At 37.6% G+C, this 21,062-nt stretch carries 15 protein-coding genes; 14 read left to right on the top strand and 1 reads right to left on the bottom strand.

Translation table 11 applies throughout. The annotated features are described in order from the left end of the window. Positions 1-17: 17 nt before the first annotated feature. The 10 genes from VEIS1202513_RS04190 (at position 18) to VEIS1202513_RS04145 (ending at position 14,085) form a co-directional block, all read left to right on the top strand. Positions 18-902, top strand: a complete 885-nt coding sequence (locus VEIS1202513_RS04190; RefSeq protein ID WP_105093877.1) for a shikimate kinase — start codon at positions 18-20, stop codon at positions 900-902. Continuing rightward, on the top strand, positions 874-1,788 hold the full coding sequence (locus tag VEIS1202513_RS04185) for an ATP-dependent 6-phosphofructokinase (RefSeq protein ID WP_244856324.1): 915 nt from the start codon (positions 874-876) through the stop codon (positions 1,786-1,788). Before VEIS1202513_RS04190 ends, VEIS1202513_RS04185 begins: the two co-directional genes overlap by 29 nt. 169 nt (positions 1,789-1,957) lie before the next feature. Continuing rightward, positions 1,958-3,040, top strand: a complete 1,083-nt coding sequence (locus VEIS1202513_RS04180; protein ID WP_105085731.1) for an efflux RND transporter periplasmic adaptor subunit — start codon at positions 1,958-1,960, stop codon at positions 3,038-3,040. Positions 3,041-3,052: 12 nt separating this feature from the next. Continuing rightward, positions 3,053-3,775: an ABC transporter ATP-binding protein gene (locus VEIS1202513_RS04175; RefSeq protein WP_005386312.1), complete on the top strand. Its 723-nt coding sequence runs from the start codon at positions 3,053-3,055 to the stop codon at positions 3,773-3,775. Next, entirely contained in the window at positions 3,768-4,979 is a 1,212-nt protein-coding gene (locus tag VEIS1202513_RS04170) for an ABC transporter permease (RefSeq protein ID WP_178884799.1), read from the top strand. Before VEIS1202513_RS04175 ends, VEIS1202513_RS04170 begins: the two co-directional genes overlap by 8 nt. A gap of 224 nt (positions 4,980-5,203) precedes the next feature. After that, positions 5,204-5,668 (top strand): PaaI family thioesterase, encoded by a 465-nt coding sequence (locus tag VEIS1202513_RS04165; protein WP_213467906.1) that lies wholly within the window; start codon positions 5,204-5,206, stop codon positions 5,666-5,668. A gap of 36 nt (positions 5,669-5,704) precedes the next feature. Next, on the top strand, positions 5,705-6,727 hold the full coding sequence (gene pheS, locus VEIS1202513_RS04160; RefSeq protein ID WP_178884801.1) for a phenylalanine--tRNA ligase subunit alpha: 1,023 nt from the start codon (positions 5,705-5,707) through the stop codon (positions 6,725-6,727). A gap of 9 nt (positions 6,728-6,736) precedes the next feature. Further along, the gene (pheT, locus tag VEIS1202513_RS04155) at positions 6,737-9,181 is read left to right on the top strand and encodes a phenylalanine--tRNA ligase subunit beta (protein ID WP_213467905.1); all 2,445 of its coding nucleotides are present in this window, start codon (positions 6,737-6,739) and stop codon (positions 9,179-9,181) included. 88 nt (positions 9,182-9,269) lie between these two features. Beyond that, positions 9,270-11,693 (top strand): U32 family peptidase, encoded by a 2,424-nt coding sequence (locus VEIS1202513_RS04150; RefSeq protein WP_213467904.1) that lies wholly within the window; start codon positions 9,270-9,272, stop codon positions 11,691-11,693. Between the two features lie 13 nt (positions 11,694-11,706). Then, positions 11,707-14,085, top strand: coding sequence for an endonuclease MutS2 (locus VEIS1202513_RS04145; protein WP_213467903.1), 2,379 nt, complete (start codon positions 11,707-11,709; stop codon positions 14,083-14,085). Between the two features lie 185 nt (positions 14,086-14,270). Here the strand turns inward: VEIS1202513_RS04145 and VEIS1202513_RS04140 are convergent, their stop codons facing one another. Beyond that, positions 14,271-16,361 carry a transglycosylase domain-containing protein gene (locus VEIS1202513_RS04140; RefSeq protein WP_213467902.1) on the bottom strand — a complete coding sequence of 697 codons (2,091 nt, stop codon included), beginning with the start codon at positions 16,359-16,361 and terminating at the stop codon, positions 14,271-14,273. A 162-nt stretch (positions 16,362-16,523) separates the two neighbouring features. Here VEIS1202513_RS04140 and tyrS point away from each other — a divergent pair, with 162 nt between their 5' ends. The 4 genes from tyrS (at position 16,524) to VEIS1202513_RS04120 (ending at position 20,863) form a co-directional block, all read left to right on the top strand. Beyond that, the gene (gene tyrS / locus VEIS1202513_RS04135; protein ID WP_213467901.1) at positions 16,524-17,732 is read left to right on the top strand and encodes a tyrosine--tRNA ligase; all 1,209 of its coding nucleotides are present in this window, start codon (positions 16,524-16,526) and stop codon (positions 17,730-17,732) included. A 214-nt stretch (positions 17,733-17,946) separates the two neighbouring features. Further along, positions 17,947-18,564: an NUDIX hydrolase gene (locus VEIS1202513_RS04130; protein WP_213467900.1), complete on the top strand. Its 618-nt coding sequence runs from the start codon at positions 17,947-17,949 to the stop codon at positions 18,562-18,564. A 1,212-nt stretch (positions 18,565-19,776) separates the two neighbouring features. Next, positions 19,777-20,385 carry a hypothetical protein gene (locus tag VEIS1202513_RS04125; RefSeq protein WP_213467899.1) on the top strand — a complete coding sequence of 203 codons (609 nt, stop codon included), beginning with the start codon at positions 19,777-19,779 and terminating at the stop codon, positions 20,383-20,385. 22 nt (positions 20,386-20,407) lie between these two features. Next, entirely contained in the window at positions 20,408-20,863 is a 456-nt protein-coding gene (locus VEIS1202513_RS04120) for a hypothetical protein (protein WP_231723919.1), read from the top strand. Positions 20,864-21,062 lie beyond the last annotated feature (199 nt).

Here is a 21,062-nt window from a genome sequence, read left to right as displayed (position 1 = left end):
AAGGGGCACATAAATAGATGATAATAAAACGCAATATTATGCTCATCGGTTCTATGGGAAGTGGCAAAAGTCATTTCGGTCGTAATCTTGCAGAACGCAAGGGATGGCAATTTGTAGATACTGATCGCGTATTAGAAGGTCGTTTTGGGTTGCCTATTGCTGAAATATTCAAGAAAATTGGAGAAAAAGCATTCCGTCGTGCTGAAATGGATGTACTTAAAAAGGTATGCTTATACCATGAAGCGGTTATATCTGTAGGTGGTAATTTTCCGATTGAACATCGTACGTTAAAAGTATTAAAAAAATACTCATATATTATTGGTATTCGCGCTGCACAATTTCGTATTGTGAGCCGTGTAAATCGCCGAATTGGGAAACGGCCAACTATGGATTACAATAATGTACATGCTTTTGTACACGCTATGATACAATCCTGGAAACCAGTATATAAGCAGTGTGATTTTGTACTAGATACAACAAATGGTCGGACCTATGATTTTATGCAACGTATTGAAGATGAATTAGTTTCTTCAGGCGTGCAATTTAAAGCAAGACGTCAACCCAATGATATGAACAATGGAGATGATAAAGAATCATCTCAAGAACTAAAACTAAATAATTCTGTTACTAGAAATACAAATGATAGTAGAATACCTAAGAAAATAGAAGCTCATAAACGAACTTCTCATACACTAGGTTCTAATAAGGTAGGATCTAATACATCTTGCTGTGATAAACGTCGTAAACAGAAGACGTCTAATCAGGCAGGTAAAGGACGTAAGTCAGAAGCTATATCCAAACAACGTACACCACAAGGGGGTAATGGATATGAGAAGAATCGCAATACTAACAAGCGGCGGAGACGCACCTGGCATGAACGCCGCCATCAGAGCGCTAACTAGAAAAGCAATACATGAAGGTTTTGAAGTGTTCGGCGTTGAACGTGGCTATTTAGGCATTATGGAAGAGCAATTTATTCCTTTATCAAACCGCTCTGTGGGAGGCATTATTACTCAAGGTGGAACGATGCTAAAAACAGCTCGTTTTCCAGAGTTCCAAAATGAGGATGTTCAAAAAAAGGCTTATGATATTTTAAAGGCTCATAGTATTGATCACCTTATTGTTATCGGCGGTGATGGATCTATGCGCGGTGCTACCAGTTTAGCGAAATTGGGTATGTCCACAATGACTATTCCTTGTACCATAGATAATGATATGGGTGGTACTCAATATACATTAGGTTTTGATACAGCTTTAAACACTGTAGTTGATGCGGTTGGTCGTATTCGCGATACATCTAACTCGCATGAGCGGGTAGCCATTGTAGAGGTAATGGGGCGTAAAGCTGGTCATATTGCACTTAAAGCTGGTCTAGCATGTGGTGCAGAAATCGTATTGGTTCCTGAAAATCCTATGCCGTTACATGATGTATGTCGACATTTAAAGGAAACACAGATACGTGGTAAAGAATATAGTGTGATACTCGTTGCTGAAGGTGCTTACAATAGTGGGGAAGTAAAATCCTATATTAAGGAACATACGGAATTTGATCCGAGCTTGACCGTATTGGGATATTTACAACGCGGTGGCGGTCCATCTGCATTTGATGCTATTTTAGCGGCTCGTATGAGTGAAACCTGTATTGAGTTATTGATGAATGGTACAGATAATCGATTATTGGGCTATATAGATGGTCATATTCGTCCTATTTCCTATCAAGAGGCAGAAAGTCTTAATTTCCCTATCAATGATAAGGACTATACACTTTTATCAATCTTAAGCAGTTGATATTATCTAATGACCCGAAAGGGTCATTTTCTTTTTATCATCATTTATTCATGAATAAAATTATATTGCATAAAAGTAATTGGTACTGTATAATTTAAAGATACTATTAGTATTGTTAGAAATGATACATGTTGTGCAAATATCTTCGTCTTAATATAAGGAGATTATAATGAAAGAATTCTTACAAAAGCATCGTAAACGCATTATTGCTGGTGCTGTTGTTCTTTGTGTTCTTGGTGGTGGTACATACTACTACATGCATAGTGAAGGTTCTAAGCAAACACAAAACTTATATACTACTGGCAAGGTAGAAAAGGGTGATGTAAAAACGAGCATTAGTGCTACGGGTACTATTAACCCTGTTAATTATGTAGACGTTTCTACGAATGTGGCTGGTAAACTTGAAAAAGTTTTAGTTAAAGAGAATGATCAAGTTACAGCTGGTCAAGTGATTGCCTATATTGATACACGTCAATTACAAGCCTCTGCAGATGATGCTCGCGCTGCATTAGCTAAGGCAGAACTTGATATGAACCGTTATAAAGCATTAGCCGATCAAAATGCCATTGCTCAACAAACCTATGATGATTCTGTAACAGCTTATGAACGCGCAAAATCTACGTATGACCGCGCAGCAGCAGATTTAAATGATGCTACTATTACGGCGCCAATGTCTGGTACTGTTATTGGTACACCATTGAAAGCTGGTCAAACTATCAGTACTGGTATTTCTACACAAATGATTATCGCTACGATTGCAGATTTAAGTGATTTAGAAATTTACCTAACTGTAGATGAAACAGATATTGGTAGTATCAAACAAGGAGCTAAAGTAGAATTTACAGTAGACTCTAAGCCAGGTGAAACTTTCACAGGTTACGTGTCTGAAATTGCAAAAGGTACAAAAGGCAATATGGGCGCTACAAGCAATAGCGTTGTGTACTATACCGTAAAAGTTCAAATTCCTGAAAATATTTCAAACAATTTCTTACCATCTATGACGGCTCGTGCAACTATCTTTGGTGAAGATATTAAAAATACATTGGTTGTACCTCTTACTGCAGTGCGTACAGATAAGCAAGGTGAATACGTATATGTTATCAAGGATGGTCAACCAGTACGTACCGCTGTTTCTACAGGTGTAACTGGTGATACTAATGTACAAATTTTAAAAGGTTTGTCTGAAGGTGATGAAATCATCGTAAGTGGTGATGTTACAGCTCCTAAGAATAATAGCCGTGGACCGTTCTAATAGTAGGTGAATATGAATCAAGCAGTAATCGATATACAAGGGATTACGAAGACCTATGTAAATGGTAAATTATCGGTGCCTGTTCTGCATGGTATTGATTTACAGGTCAACAAAGGCGAATTTGTGTCTATTATGGGGCCATCTGGTTCTGGTAAATCTACCTTTATGAACATACTTGGTTGTTTAGATAGACCAACAACAGGTTCATACCGCCTAAATGGCGATGAGGTTGCTACCTTATCCGACGATGAATTGGCCTTTGTACGAAACAAACAAATAGGCTTTGTATTCCAAAGTTTTAACTTATTAACAAAATTGACAGCCTTAGAGAATGTGGCGCTCCCTATGATTTATGCAGGGATGGATAAAAAGTCACGTAATGAACGTGCTGCAGCATTGTTATCCTCTGTTGGCCTTGGGGATCGTATGGATCACTTGCCATCTGAGTTATCTGGTGGTCAGCGTCAACGTGTAGCCATAGCTCGTGCGTTAGCGAATAATCCGGCTATCATCATGGCCGATGAACCGACAGGCAACCTTGACTCCAAGTCGACTATTGATGTTATGAATATCTTTAGAGGTCTCTATGATGAAGGGCGTACAATTATCCTCGTTACTCATGAACCTGAAATTGCAACCTATGCAAGTCGTAATGTAGTATTGCGTGATGGTTTGATTGTAGAGGATTCTCAAAATCTTAATATGACGCCTGTACAGGAGGTGCCACATGTATAAAGAGAGTTTCTTAATGGCATGGGCATCCCTCATTGCTAATAAAATGCGTTCCATTTTAACCATGTTAGGCATCATCATCGGTGTAGCTGCCGTAATTGCCTTAGTATCTATTGGTAATGGTGTAAAGCAAGATATTCAAAACTCCATCTCTAGCTTAGGATCTAATCTATTGATGGTTATGCCTGGGGCACCACGCACACCAGGGGTTCGACCTTCTGCAGGTTCTATGAAGTCTTTAAAGGTTTCTGATTACGAAGCGATTTCAAAATTGGATGGTGTAAGAGCTGCCAGTCCGATGACAAATGGTTCGTATGTAGTAATTTATCAAAATAAAAACTGGACCACTTCTGTATCTGGTGTTAGTTATAACTATTTAGATGTAAACAATTGGTCTATGAAATCTGGTCGCTTCTTATCTGAAAAGAATGTACAGAATCGTGAACGTGTGGCAGTAGTAGGTAAAACAGTTGTTAAAAATCTATTTGGTGATGAAGATCCAGTAGGTGCAGAAATTCGTGTTAAAAACATTCCGTTCCGTATCATTGGTGTCCTTAATAGTAAGGGCAGTGGTGCTATGGGTAATGACCAAGATGATATGGTTATTATCCCGTATACTACAGCCATGGAACGGGTAGAAGGTGTTGATTATCTTCGAATGATCTACGTAGTAGGTAAGGATGAAAACGGTATCGATCGTTTACAATCCGATATTGAAAACCTGTTGCGCGTACGTCATGGAATCAAGGATACTAATCTAGATGATTTCAATATTCAGAACATGAACTCCATCATGGAAACTATGGAGGAAACTACAGGAACATTAACATTATTCCTTGGCGCTGTAGCTGCTATCTCTCTCGTTGTTGGTGGTATCGGCATTATGAATATTATGCTCGTATCAGTAACAGAACGGACAAGAGAAATTGGGGTGCGTAAGGCTTTAGGTGCAACTTATAGTGTTATCGTTACACAGTTTCTTATCGAGGCTGTTGTTATCAGTCTGATGGGGGGCATTATAGGTATTGCACTCGGTATAGGGGCCTCTAAGTTAATTGGTATGGCTTCAGGCATGAGTACAGTTATATCTATACCAACTATTGTAATGTCTTTTGCCTTCTCTATGGCAATTGGTTTGATCTTTGGTATTTATCCAGCTCGCAAGGCGGCAAAACTCAATCCAATTGATGCATTACATTATGAATAGTCTTAAATTGTAAGTTTGTATTTTAAGAACATACTAATAAATAGATAGAGTTATTCGCATATGGTGCGTTGCATGATACAATATGTATGATGTAACGCACCATTTTTATATGCTTGTATGTAATTTGTGCTATATACTTATGAAAATTTCATGCAAGCAATTTGTAATAAACGGGGTATGTAGATTACCTAATCTACGGGTAAGTATATTGAATGGAGAACCTTATGGCTACAACATTGTTAGAATATTTTAACGAATTACGAAATCAGAATCCATTTTCGTGGGTAAAAGATTCTGAAATTTCAGCAGTTGAACCAGGTCATGCAGAAATGACATTACAAACAAATGATACAGAGTATTGTAATTTCCGAGGGGATTTACATGGTGCCGTTTGTATTGGTTTAGCAGATAGTGTAATGGGGACCGCTTGTTTCACATTGGGCAAATCTGTGAGCACTATTGATCTTAATGGTAACTATGTGAAAGCTGTTAAGGGTGGTACTGTATTGCGTGGTGTAGCCAATGTAGAGCATAATGGTAAAACGACTATGGTTGCTACAGCACGTATCTATAATGAATTAGGTGAACTTGTTCACTTGGCACGTGGTACATTTTTTGTACTAGAAGAGAAGTCATTACCTGAATTACCATGGCGTTTTATTGAAGAAGACAACCCTGATTTGGTATAATATAGTTTGGACTTTTAAATATAGGAGGATGCTTTAATGGAACAAGAATTACAACGTCTTAAGGCAGAAGCCCTTGAGGCTATCAAAGGCGCTGCTGATCAACAAGCGTTGCAAGATATACGTGTAAAATATCTAGGTAAAAAAGGTGAGGTAACAGCATTACTAAAAGGTCTTGGTAAATTATCTCCTGAAGAACGCCCTAAGGCTGGTGCTCTTGTTAATGCGGTTCGTGAAGCATTAGAGGCTGAAATTGATGCCGTTAAAACTCGTATGGAAACAGAAGAGTTAAATGCTCGCTTAGAACAAGAACGCATCGATATTACATTGCCAGGTCGTGCACAAAAAGCTGGTCATATCCATCCATTAACTAAGGTTAATGAAATGATTGAGGACTTCTTCATGAAAATGGGGTATACCGTTGAAGAGGGGCCAGAAATTGAACAGGATTACTTTAACTTCGAATGCTTAAACTTGCCTAAAGATCATCCTGCACGTGATATGCAAGATTCCTTCTATATTACAGAAAACTTTTTATTGCGTACGCATACATCTCCAGTACAAGCTCGTACTATGCAACGTCATGAGCCTAACAGCCCAATCCGTATGATTGCGCCTGGTAAGGTTTATCGTTGGGATTATGATGCAACACATTCCCCAGTATTCCATCAAGTGGAAGGTCTCATCATTGATGAGCATATTACATTTGCTGATTTGAAAGGTACATTAGAGTCCTTCTTGCGTCATATGTATGGGGATGAAACAAAAGTACGTTTCCGTACAAGCTTCTTCCCATTCACAGAACCATCTGCAGAAGTAGATATTTCCTGTGTAATGTGTGGTGGTGAAGGTTGCCGTGTATGTTCTCATACAGGTTGGCTTGAAATCTTAGGATGCGGTATGGTTCATCCTGATGTATTGCGTATTAATGGGTACGATCCTGAAAAGGTTAAAGGCTTTGCCTTTGGCATGGGCGTAGAACGTATTGCTATGCTTTTATACGGCATTAACGATTTACGTCTATTCTTTGAAGATGATGTACGATTCTTGGAACAATTTTAGGAGGAACTCATGAAAGCAAGTTTACAGTGGATGAACGAATACGTGCCTGTGGATATGAATCGTCCTGCTCAAGAATTGGCCGATGAATTAACACAAGCTGGTATTCCTGTAGAAGATGTCATTGCTATGGATAATGGCATTAAGAAAATTTATACTGGTAAAATCGTAGAGATTACAAAGCATCCAGATGCAGATAAATTACAAGTATGCCAAGTTGAATGCCTTACTGAAGAAGGTGAGCCTGTTACTAAACAAATCGTAACAGCAGCCACAAATGTAGCGGTAGGTCAAATCGTGCCTGTAGCATACCATAAATCTCGCTTAGCTGATGGCACAGAAATTAAAAAAGGTAAATTGCGTGGCGTAGTATCTGAAGGTATGTTCTGTTCCGTTGCAGAATTTGGTATCTCTAGTGATTTAGTATTGCCAGAAGAAGCACAAGGGATTTATATCTTCCCTGAAGGTACGCCAATTGGCCTTGATGTAAAAGACGTATTGGGCTTAAATGATACAGTGTATGAATTTGAATTGACTGCAAACCGTGCAGATTGCTTCTCCATGGTTGGCTTATCCCGCGAATTCGGCATGATGACAAATCAAAAAGCGTTATTCCCTGTTATCATGGTTAATGAAAATGGTGAGTCCATTGAAGGCAAAGCCTCTGTATCTATCGAAGCGGATGATCTTTGCACGCGATTCATGTCTCGTATCGTTACAGATGTAAAGGTTGAACCATCCCCATTGTGGATGCAAAATCGTTTGCGTAACAGCGGCATTCGTCCTATTAATAATGTAGTAGACGTAACAAACTATGTTATGTTAGAACTTGGTCAACCTATGCATGCCTATGACTATGACCATGTAAAAGGGCATCAACTAGTGGCAAGACGTGCTAAAAATGGAGAAGTTCTTGTTACACTTGATGGTTCTGAACGTGAATTAAATGACTCTATGCTAATTATTGCCGATGCAGAACGCCCAGTAGGTGTAGCTGGTATCATGGGTGGCTTTGATAGCGAAGTAACAAATGAAACGACTACTGTTATGCTTGAAGCTGCTGTATTTAATGGACCATCCATTCGCCGCACTGCAAAAGCGCTTGGCATGCGCTCTGAAGCGTCTGGTCGTTTTGAACGTGGTGTAAACCATAAATACACTGCCTATGCTATCGACCGAGCAGCACAGTTGTTGCAACAAATTTGCCCATCCTGTAAAGTTGATGTAGGCATTATCGATGTGTACAAGAACCCTGTAGAGCAACATACAGTTACTTTCACAGCAAAACAAATCAACGATTACTTGGGTACAAACATTGAAAAAAACGAAATGGTTCGCATTTTGACTGCTCTTGAATTCGTTGTAACTGAAGAAGGGGACCAATTATCTGCCCTCGTTCCAACATGGCGCGGTGACGTAACAGTAATGCCTGATATCGCCGAAGAGGTGGCTCGTATTTATAACTATGATAATATTGCTCCTACAATTCCTGTAGCCGTATTGTCCTCTGGTGGTATGACGCCTAAGAAAGCTCTTACAAAAGAGGTAACACATACGTTAGCTAAATTGGGTATGACTCAAATCATTACATTTAGCTTTATGCATAAAGATGGTCTTTCCAATATGATGCTTTCTGAAGGGGATAGCCGTTATACAGCCATTCCAATTTTGAATCCTATTTCCGAAGAATTCCCTTATATGCGTACTACATTGGTGCCAGCTGTTATCGAAGCAGCAAAACGCAATATTGCGCAACAAAATAAGGATCTTTGGTTGTTTGAAACAGCGAATGTATATGAACCAAAAGCATTGCCTTTGACAGAGGTACCTCATGAACGCCCTATGGCTTGTGGTATCTTGATGGGCAAGGCAAACCAAGCTGGCTGGAACCAAGCAGAACGCACTACAGATTTCTATGATGTAAAAGGTATCGTAGATGCGTTGTTGGCTGAACTAGGTGTTAAAGGCTATGAAATTAATCGTGGTACTGAACCTTACTTCCACCCTGGTGTAAGTGCTCAATACGTAGTAGATGGTAAAATGATTGCTCAATATGGTGAATTACATCCACAAGTGAGCAAAAACTTTGATTTACCAGGAAAAGTATATATGTTTGAAATCGATTTGGAAGCAGTATTATCCTTAACGATTCCAGCATTCCGCTATACATCTTTCAGTAAATTCCCAGGTACTAGCCGTGACCTTGCTATTGTAGCACCTGTGTCCGTATCTAGTGGTGAAATTTTATCTATCATTAAAGAGCATGGTGGCGAATATTTAGAAAGTGCATCTATCTTCGACGTTTACGAAGGTGAACATATCGAAGCTGGTTACCGCAGTCTTGCATACAACTTGCAATTCCGCTCCATGGACGGCACGTTGAATGATGAAGATATTGATGGTAACATTCAAGCTATTATCGATGCATTAGCAGAAATTAACTGCAGATTACGTTAATCTCAAGCAGTATATTGAAAGGGTTTACCATATGGTAAACCCTTTTAGTACTATAGTTATACCTTTAGTTAGGTAGAAAGGATTATCCATGGAATTATTGGCTCCTGCCGGTACGATGGAAAACTTTATAGCCGCTTTAGAATCTGGTGCTGATGCTATTTATCTTGGCGGTAAAGGCTTTAATGCTCGTGCTCATGCAGCGAACTTTGGCATTGAAGAATTGGCCGACGCTATTCGTTTGGCTCATATTTTAGATGTGTCCGTATATGTAACAGTAAACATCCTCATAGGTGATTCCGAATTAAAGGATCTCGAGGCGTATTTGAAGGACTTAGAGCGCATCGGTGTGGATGCTATTATCGTTCAAGATTTAGCAGTTGCTAAATTGGCACAACGAGTGGCTCCTAAACTTCACTTGCATGGCAGTACGCAGATGACGGCGGCTACATTAGATGCTGTTCGTTTTTATGAAAGCCTCGGTTTTACCCGTGTTGTATTGGCTCGTGAATTGAGCCTTGCTGAAATTGAACATATTTGTAAAAACTGTACAGCTGAAATCGAAGTCTTTGTACATGGTGCCTTATGTGTGTGCTATTCTGGTCAATGCTTGATGAGTTCCTTTATCGGTGGTCGCAGTGGTAATCGTGGTGCCTGCGCACAACCTTGCCGTTTGCCTTATGAACTATTGGATTCTTCTGGTACTAGTTTGCTACCTAAACACGAAGCCTATTTACTAAGTCCAAAGGATCTTAACTATAGTGAGCATATGAATGAGCTCGTAGCTGCCGGTGTTACGTCCTTTAAGGTAGAAGGGCGTATGAAAAAGGTTTCCTATGTGCGCCAAGTCATTGGGACCTATCGTCATATTTTAGATACGGCTCATATGGATGCTGCTGATGCCGATGCATTGGCTTCTGGGTTTAATCGTGGCTTCTCTACAGATTATTTAACAGACCATGTAGGGAAATCTATGATGACTGTTGTAGCTCCAAATAATCAAGGCAAATTAATTGGTAAAGCAGAGGTCAAAAAAGGACAAGTTCATTTATTCCTAACAGAACCGATTGAAAAAGGATCACTTTTAAAGGTAATGCAAGATTCTGGTAGTATTACGTATTATCAAATAGATCAGAATTGGTCCTTAATGGATGAAAAGCATTTTGTAGGCAAACCTGATGAAGGGTTTGCAGCGGGACAAGTATTTTTAGCATCTACGCCAAAATCTCAAAAGCAACGAGGCTTACAAGATTTTAGTGCTAAATTAGAGGTACATGGTTATCTATCTATTAATACAGACCGAGAACAACCTTGCACAGACCTTACCTTTGTATTAAATGATGGTCGTACTGTGACAGTATCTAATGAGTTTGAACCTGTTTATGCTAATAACAAACCGACTACATTAGAGAAGGTGACAGACCAAGTAGGTAGATTAGGCAATACATTGTTTACGCTTGGCTCTATGTCTATTCCTGATGGACCTTATATGTGGCCAGCTAGTGTGTTAAATGCATTGCGCCGAGATGCTGTAGAATCACTAGAAAATTTATTGATTACAGACCATGAAACGGCTTGGGCTGAGCTGGCTATAGAACCTCAAGATATGTCATCTATGGTTGCTAAGGATAAGGTTCAATATTCTGAGCCTATGGTGAGTGCTCGCGTTGATGAACTAGAGGCTGTGAAAGCAGCTATTGAAGGGGGCGCTAAGAAGATTATCTTTGGTGGTGACCGTTTACAACGTAAGCCTTATGAACTTAGCATCTATGAGCAGGTAGGCAAGCTTTGTAAAGACCATAATGTGCTTTGTGTATTTGCTACACCACGGGTTGTGAAAGATGATGAAGTAAAGGCGTATATGAATACCCTTAAGGCTATCGTTGAGGCTAAACCAGATAGCATTTCTATTCACGTTCCACAAGCGTTATTGTGGCTTCGTGACTTAGGGTATGTAGGTGCTATTGAAGCTGATACAGGTCTTAACATATTTAATGGCTCTGCCTTACAAGTATGGGAAGACTTAGGCATGAGTAGTGTAGCGCCGTCCTTAGAGTTAACATTGACACAACTAGTAAATTTACAAAAATCTACTAACCTGCCATTAGAAATAATGGTTCATGGTTATACGGAAATGATGATTTCTGAATACTGTGCCATCGCTAGCTTTGTTGGAACTGGTAAAAAAGAAAATTGCCCTATGCCGTGTGTAACAGAAGATTACGCATTAAAGGACCGTAAAGGGGAAGTGTTCCCACTTCGCACTGATCCATATTGCCGCATGCATATCATGAATAGTCATGAAATGGACATGCGTGCCTACGTACCAGAGTTACATCGAAAAGGGCTACATATATTGCGTATCGATGGTAGACATATGGATCCACATCGTTTGCGTACAATCGTAGCAGATTATGTATCCATTCAAAATGGAACAAAAGAGGCTCCGCCTAAAAGTGTAGGTAAAGATGATACACCTATTACAAGGGGCCACTATTTTAGAGGTATTTTATAAAAGAGGTAGTACATTGTTTAACGAAGATGTATTAGACTTTCACCATATAAAAGAACAATTAAAACAGCACTGTAGTTCTACCATTGCTAAAGAGTTAGCTATGCATATTGAACCCATGACGGATGCTAAAGCTATTCAAGAGAACCTTGATGAAACAGCAGAAGCCATGCGTTCTTTGCAAACTGAGGTAGAACAACCGTTAGGCGGTACGCGAGATATTCGTGAGTCCTGTAAGAAGAGTCGTAAAGACTTTGTCCTTACTCGTGAAGCATTGTGGGATATTTATTTAACCATTGGTGCTTATAAGCGAATGACAAAGTTCTTTAGAACAAAATATATGGAGTATCCATTGCTATCCCTATGGGTACAGGATATGCCGAATACAGATCGCATTGAAAACCGTTTTAAACGAGTCTTTGATGAAAAAGGGGAATTGCTTGATACAGCATCTCCTAAGTTGGCGAGCCTTAGAAATACGATTATTAAAACTCGTGAAAAGATTAAAAACGATATTCAAGCTATTTTGCACGACAAGGATAATCAAAAGTATTTCCAAGAAGCAATTATTACGCAGCGTAATAATCGCTATGTAATCCCTGTAAAACAGGAATATCGCCAATATTTTGATGGTCTTATTCACGACCGTTCTGCAACGGGTCAAACCTTATATATTGAACCGATGCGCTTGGTGAATCTAAATAATGAATTACAAGAGGCATTAATTGGTGAAGAGCAAGAGGTATTGCGTATTTACCGTGAATTATCAGCCCTTGTAAAACAACATAGTAATGATTTGATGGATGCTTGTGAAAAGGTTTCACACATCGAATTTGTATATGGTAAGGCGAGCCTTGCTATTTCTTATAAAGGTGTACCAGCAATCTTGAGTACTGATAGAACAGTTAATCTCATGAGAGCTCGTCATCCATTAATTCCACCAAATGTGGTAGTGCCTACGAATATTCAATTGGGCACATCGTATCGTATTTTATTAATTACTGGTTCTAATACAGGTGGTAAAACAGTATCCCTAAAAACTTTAGGGTTATTGAGTTTAATGAATCAATGTGGTTTATTTATTCCTGCCGATCACGGTTCTATGTTACCTATATTCCATAATATCTTTGCCGATATTGGGGACGAGCAAAGCATTGAGGCCAGCCTTAGTACGTTCTCTGCTCATATGACACAAGTTATATCTATCATCAAACATTGTGGTCCAAATGACTTAGTATTATTAGATGAGCTTGGATCTGGTACTGATCCAGAAGAAGGTAGTGCACTTGCTGTATCTATCCTTGAGTTCTTCCGTAAAAAAGGGGCTCTCATGATGGTAAGTACCCATTATAATGAGCTTAAAAATTATGCATACCATACGGAAGGTATTGAAAATGGTCATGTAGAGTTTGATGAGCGCACATTAAAACCAACGTATCGACTCCATATCGGCGTAGCTGGTAGTAGCCATGCATTGAGTATTGCTGCACGCTTAGGCTTACCAAAGGATATTGTGACGCGCGCAGCAGAATATAAATCTCAATTTGGTAGCCATGAAATGGAAGAAGTTCTTTCAGATTTGAATGAGCAACTTCGTAAGGCATCTGAACGGGAAAGAGCCTTAAAGAAAGAGCTTGATGAAACACGTCGCATGCGTGGTCAATTAGAGAAGGAAAAGAAACAGTTTAACGAAAAGCGTAAACAAATCTTAGCCAAAGCTCAAGCTGATGCAGAATCTATGAAACGTAGCTTACGCGTCGAAGGGGAAGCGATTATCAAGCAATTGAAAGCACAATTCTCTGAAACAAATAAGGATAAGCGTCAATCTGCTATTAATGCTGCACGTAAGGGTATCTCTAATGTACATATACCAGAATCTCCAGTCGATGATGATCGTAAATCTTTGACTGCAGATGCTATTAAGGTAGGCCAAGCAGTATATGTTACATCTTTGCGCTCATTAGGTACCGTATTAGCTATCAATGGCAATCGTGTGAATGTAGATATTAATGGACTAACAGCTACTGTAAAGGTTAGCGAATTACAATCTACTACACGTGAAGAAGGAAATAAGCTTGCACGGGAACAAAAAGCAGCTATGCCTAAAACTAGAAAACGTATGGGGGGCTCTGCCGTACAACGCCAAAAAGAGGTTCGTACTGAAATCAATATTCTTGGACAAACGGTAGATGAAGCGACAGTTTCTGTTGGTAGATTTATTGACCAAGCCTTGCTTGGTGGTGTTAATCAAGTGCGTATTATCCATGGTAAGGGGACTGGCGCATTACGAGAAGGTGTACATCAATATCTGCGTACCTTACCGCATGTAGCTCATTTTGAAACGGCTGGCTATGACGAAGGTGGTGCAGGGGCTACCAATGTAGTTCTGAAATAAAGCTACTCAATAGTGATATAGTTATAGATAATACAGTAAATTATTATCGTCTATCAAATTGATTATGGGGTATAGCTATATACATATATAGAAATAGAAAAGGTAGTAAGTTCTTTGAACTTACTATCTTTTTTTACGTAAAAGAAAGGAGCGGAACACATGTTCCGCTCCTTTAGCGTATTAGATTAACGATCTTTTTTACTAGACTTTTTACTTTTGGATGAATTAGATTTCTGTTCAGTTGCATCATCTTTTGAGCCACTGTCATCTTTTACAGCTTCATCTTTCGATTTGTCTTTATCGTCTTTTTTGTCTGCTTTTTCGTCCTTAGCAGCTTCTTTTTTAGGCTGTGCTTTTACAGGATTATAATAACCTTCAGAAACAGCTGATTGAGCGCTAGCAGGAACGGAAAAGTCAGATGCAGGGGTGTTGGCAAGTGCATTAGCCATGAATTGACCCCACATAATAGCAGGTGTGTCAGCACCGGTCATGCCTCGTAATGTTTCCGAGCCATAGTCATCACCAATCCAAACGGCAGCTACTAAATCAGGTGTGTAACCAACGAACCAAGCATCCTTGGAATCATCTGTTGTACCAGTTTTACCTGCTGCAGGACGACCGATTGCGGCATTACCACCAGTACCGCCATTTATATCGGATTCTAGCATATTTGTAATGATTGCTGCATCTTTTTCGTCTACAACGCGTTTTTCTTGGATGGAGTGTTCCTCCACTACTTGACCATTGCGGTCAACAATTTTAACGATTGCTGTAGGTTGAACCTTGATACCACCATTTGCAAGTACGCCATAAGCTTGTACCATTTCAAGAGGTATAACACCATGAGTTAAACCACCAAGTGCTGTAGATAAGTTGTTATCTTGATCTGTAAGAGTCGTGATACCCATTTCTTTAGCAAGTTTAATAATCTTAGACATGCCTACTTCATCGGCAACTTTTACGGCAGGTATGTTACGAGAATGTTGTAATGCGTAGCGGTATGTCATATTACCTTCGAAGTCGTTTTCATAGTTTTTAGGGCTCCAGCTACCAAATGTAACAGGGCTGTCATCTACGATAGAACCAGGAGTTTTACCAGATTGAATAGCTGCTAAATATACAAATGGTTTCATAGCGGAACCTGGTTGACGTTCTGCTTGTGTAGCACGGTTAAATGCATCATCGCCACGACCACCAACCATAGCCATAATATAACCATTATGAGGATTCATAGCTACGATAGCACCTTGTGGTTGATGTAAACCATTGCTATCTGTGTAGTAGTTAGGCAAGTTTTGCATTGCTGCTACAGCTGCATTTTGTGCATCCATATCGAGAGTAGTATAAATTTTTAAACCATCTTTATAGATTGCATCGTCACCATATTTTTCAGAAACTTGTGCAATAACATAGTTGATGAAGTAAGACGCATTAGATTTTTCATGCGTTTGTTCTTGTTTTGCTACTAAGCCTAAATCTGCTTGACGCGCTTCATCGGCTTGTTCTTGTGTGATGTAACCGTATTTAACCATTTGGCCTAATACAACGGCTTGACGTTTTTTACTAGCTTCCAAATCATTGAATGGAGAGTAGTAGTTAGGACTTTGTGGTAAGCCTGCAATGAGCGCTGCTTGAGCAAGCGTTAATTGGCTGGCATCCTTACCAAAGTATACATGAGCTGCAGATTGTACACCGTATGCACCTTGACCAAAGTAGATTTGATTCATGTACATTTCAAGGATTTCATCCTTGGTGTAATGTTGTTCAATTTTTAGTGCTAGCAATGCTTCAGAAATTTTACGTTTAAATGTTCTGTCTTGAGATAAGAATGCATTACGCGCTAACTGTTGGGTGATAGTAGAACCACCTTCAGATACGCCACTATGAACAAGGTTAACCCATACAGCACGCAAGATACCAACTGGGTCGATACCGTGATGGGAGTAGAAGCGAGAGTCCTCAGTAGCAACAAAGGCATTTTGTAAATCCTTTGGTACATCTTTTAACGGTACTGGTAATCTGTTTTCTGTGGAATGAACCGTTGTGATGAGATTACCATGGACATCGTAAATTTGAGACGATGCAGAAGGACGTACATTAGATACATCTGGTAGGTTAGACAGTGTGGCACTGATAAAACCACAGCCACCTCCGGCTACGATGAGTATAAGGAGAAGGGCACAAATCCAAAATAGACGCTTCGGACTTGTTTTCTTCGGTGTAGAGCCGCTACCGTTAGAACGGCGGCTGCTTCTCGCATTTGAGTTATTACTCATAGAGTCACCTCTTTTTTCTTTTGTTAGTAAATATAACGTAAATTCTATTACGCAGTTATAAATATTATATCATAAATGGCTTAAAACCAATACTATATATATAATTGTGAAAGTTTTTAGATAATGGTATACTAAAACAATAGTATTTCGAGGAGGATTATCATGGTTAGTGCTCAAGAACAAGTACGCCAAATTAAACACGGCGTAGCAGATTTAATTAACGAACAAGATCTTGTAAAGAAAATAGAAAAATCCATTAAGGAAAATAAACCTTTAGTTGTAAAACTAGGTTTGGACCCAACAGCGCCAGATATTCATTTAGGCCATACAGTACCACTTCGTAAACTACGTTTGTTCCAAGAATTTGGTCATCAAGTAGTGATCGTTATCGGCGGTTTCACTGCTCGTATTGGTGATCCTACTGGTAAAAGTGTAACTCGTCCACCACTTACAAAAGAAGAAGTATTGAAAAATGCTGAAACCTATAAAACACAAATCTTCAAAGTGTTAGATCCTGAAAAAACTATGGTCCGCGACAATAGTGAATGGCTAGAATCTATGAATTTTGCTGATGTGCTTCGCTTGGCAAGTTCTTACACTGTAGCACGTATGATGGAACGTGATGATTTCAATAAACGTTTCAAAGAAGGTCGTGCAATCGGTGTTCATGAATTTATGTATCCATTGATGCAAGGTCATGATTCCGTTGCTTTACATGCTGATGTAGAATTTGGTGGCACAGACCAAACTTTCAACTTGTTAATGGGGCGCCATTTACAAGAATTAGAAGGTCAAGAACCTCAAGTAGTTATTACAATGCCATTGCTTGAAGGTCTTGATGGGGTTCAAAAAATGAGTAAGTCTTTAGGTAACTACATCGGTATCGATGAGGAGCCAAAAGAAATGTACGGTAAAGCAATGTCTATTCCAGACGAATTGATGATGCGCTACTTCATGCTCGTTACAGATATGCCAATTGAAGAACAAGAAGACATGGAAAAACGTCTTGAAAGTGGTGAATTACATCCACGTGATGCTAAAATGCAATTAGCTCGTACCATCGTTCGTTTGTACCATGGTGAAGATGCTGCTCTAGAAGCTGAAGAAGAATTCAAACGCGTATTCCAACAACGCGCGTTGCCTACAGATATTCCTGAATACGCTATGGATGCACCAACAGAACCAATCTTTGTACCACAATTCTGTACAGATGCTGGTTTGACTGCGTCCAATGGTGAAGCACGTCGCTCTATTAAAGCTGGTGCTTTCAAAGTAAATGGTGAAAAATATACAGAAGAAAACCTTACCCTTGAAGAGGGCATGATCGTTCAAGTTGGTAAACGTAAATTCGTAAAAATTAAATTTAACTAATATAAAACTGTGATGGGGTAGAAACCTCATCACAGTTTTTTTGTCCATTTTTTTATAAGATTTTCCTCTATTGTATCTATTAATAGTAACTCCAAAATTTAGGTACAAGTTAATGTATAATGAATATAAAAGATAAATATAAAGTACAAATTTGATATATAAAACATTTATACAGATAGCATATAAATTTAACTGTAAAGTAAGAGGACTATATATGGAAAAGAAACTATCTAATTTCCTAGAAAAACGAGAATATACTGTTCTTACCGATATCGATGTTATAACTGCTGCCGTAGCAGTACCATTATTAGAAATCGATGGGGAAGATCACATAGTCTTTACTGTGCGCAGCAATAAACTACGTCGTCAACCAGGTGAAATCAGTTTTCCTGGTGGACATTGTGAGCCTAATGATAAAAGTGGGGCCCATGCTGCGATGCGTGAATGTTCTGAGGAACTGGGTATCGATTTAGATCAAATTGAATTACTTGGTAATTTAGATTGTCTCGTATCTGCGATAGGTGTCAAACTATATGCTGTAGCCGTACGCCTACAAACAAGTGATTTAAAACCAAATCCTGATGAAGTAGGAGAGGTATTCACCGTTCCATTACAATATCTATTAGAGATGAAGCCAACTGTAGGTCATCTAGATATAGCTACAAGACCGTTAAAGGACTTTCCATTCCATTTATTAGAAGGCTACAACATTGACTGGAAAATTAGACAAAACTACTCCGTCTATTTCTATCCCTATAAACAATACACCATATGGGGTCTAACGGGTCGAGTGCTGAAAAACTTTTTAGACATATATAAGGTGGTTAAATAATATAGAAGTTAATAGTGGTTCAAAGCTAATAGTGATTTTGTTTATGTTGGTAAATAAAATCAATTTAGTGAAGATGGTAATGTCTATAAAAATAGGTAATATGAATGTTGATAAATAATTTACTAGATACAATTTTAAGTAAATTAATTGAAATGCCGGACTATATTTTCAACTCTTTGATAATTTTGTTTTTCTGTCTAGTTGGAATATTATTTCCTTGGCTTAATGATGTTGTTTATGGAAGATATAAAAGATCCTATAAAGTAGAAAGAATTACTTTCCTTATTATTTTAAGTATTACATTAGCTTATATTTTCTATAATCTTATATGCGTATAATTGTAATAAAACATTTAAAACTTTTTATTGGTAATATGGATATTTTCTTTATTAACCTTAACAATATATAAGGTTTATTAAAGATTTTCTCATCTGAAGATAAAACTGGACGTATTAGGCGCTATATCCGTAATCACAAGCTAGAGTAAAAGAAAGAGTTATTTTTATGATTAAATTTTTAGCTTTATTAATATTTAAACCAATTTCAATTGGTGCAAATAATATAATTGAAAACGGAACTATTAAATCTTTATTTACTACTTTTACTTTCTTTTGGTTTATAAATAGTATACTAGTAGTCCTACACGGTGGATACGTAAAGTATTCAAATTTTTTGTTTAGTTTATCACTGGATAGATATATTGGATTTAACTTGTTTCCCTATATTTTCGATTTTATTATTAGTATAGTTGTTAGTCTTTTGTTGGCTTGTTTGTGTTGGGCTAATTTTAACTTTTGGACAGAGATTAATTTTACTAAATTATTTAAGGTGTCTTTAATAATATCTTGCTTACAGCAAATCCCTAGTATTATAAGATCGATTTTCTTGTATTTAGTAAAATTTTTATCTTTGTATAGTCCATACTGGACGAAAGTTGCATTGGACTGTTTAAAGACAATAGTTAATTTATCAGAGATATATATTCTCTTTCTTTTTATTGTATTGTTATATAAACTAACAAAAGTTAATAGGATTGCTATAACTTTATTTGCTATTGTAGTATTTATAGGTATTGCACAACTTCAGAATATAATTATCAAATCAATCTCTTAACTCCAACTTGAAAGGAATTATAATGTTACAAACCTTTATTAATCTCTTTATACGTCCTCAATCTGTTGGATAATCTGGAGTAATAGAAAGAATTGTTTTATGAAAAAATCTTTAAGTTTATTAATATTTAAACCTATTTCAACTGGTGCAAATTACATAATGGAAAATGAAACCATTAAGTCTTTGTTTTCATTCTTTTTATTGATATGGTTTATAAACCACTTATTAATAATGCTCGTAGGTGGACATGTTAAGTATTGGAATGTAATGTATCCTTTGTCCATAGATCAATATATAGGTTTTAGTTTATTCCCTTATATTCTTAACTTTAGTAGTATTATCTTGATAAGTATTTTTATAGCATTCCTTTGTTGGGCTAATTTTAATATTTGGACAGAGGTAAAATTTACAAAACTATTAAAGGTATCTTTAATATTAACCTGTTTACAACAAATTCCTGATTTTATAAGATTGTTTCTATTGGATCCAATTCAGTATTTATATGTATATAGTCCATTCTGGGCTCAGACGATATATGATTCTTTAAAATTTATAGCAAGTATATCAGAAATTTATATTGCGTTTCTTTTTATTGTATTGTTATATAAACTTACAAAAGTTAATAGGTTGGGTATAGCTATATTTGTTATTGTAGTACTTCTAGGTGTTACAGAACTTCAGAATATAATTATTCAAGCAATCTCTTAAATCCAACTTGAAAGGAATTATAATGTTACAAACCTTTATTAATCTCTTTATACGTCCTGGATCTGTTGGAATTAGTCAAGTCATTGAAACTACAACTTTAACAGGTGCTTTAGGTTTATATACTGTATCTTGGGTATTGTTACGGCTTGTTTTGGGAGATATAGGTATTGATGTTCTCCACATAGCACCATTTATCAATGATGTTGAGATACTTTCATACTTTGGTACTATCGTCATTTTTTGTATTGACTATATAACTATTTTATTGAGATTAATCATAGCTATTTTATTATTATGGATTCTATATCGGTTATGGTGTACTGTATCCCTGAAAAAGCTAATAATAATATCAGTTTACTTTATGGGACTATGTTTCTTATTTGCTAGTATTAAACTTAATTTACAATCCTATTTTTTGAGCTTAGATTATCTCGATGACAGTAATTGGAGCTTTCTCATGTGGAATGTTGTGGGCTAATTGGGAAATATAGTTATATTCTATACTTGTATATTGCAATTTTTAACCTTATATCGTCTGACTAACATAAACAAACTCATATTCCTAGTTACCACAGTCATAGTATTTACCTTATACTCTACATTAGAGATTACTATTAAATACTAGTGCTTATAATTTAAAAGGTGATTGTCTAGTATTAGGCAATCATCTTTTTTAG

Source organism: Veillonella orientalis (assembly GCF_018406505.1).
GTDB lineage: Bacteria > Bacillota > Negativicutes > Veillonellales > Veillonellaceae > Veillonella > Veillonella nakazawae.
The sequence above is the reverse complement of the archived record's forward strand: the minus strand, read 5'-3'. Positions and strand labels throughout refer to the sequence as shown.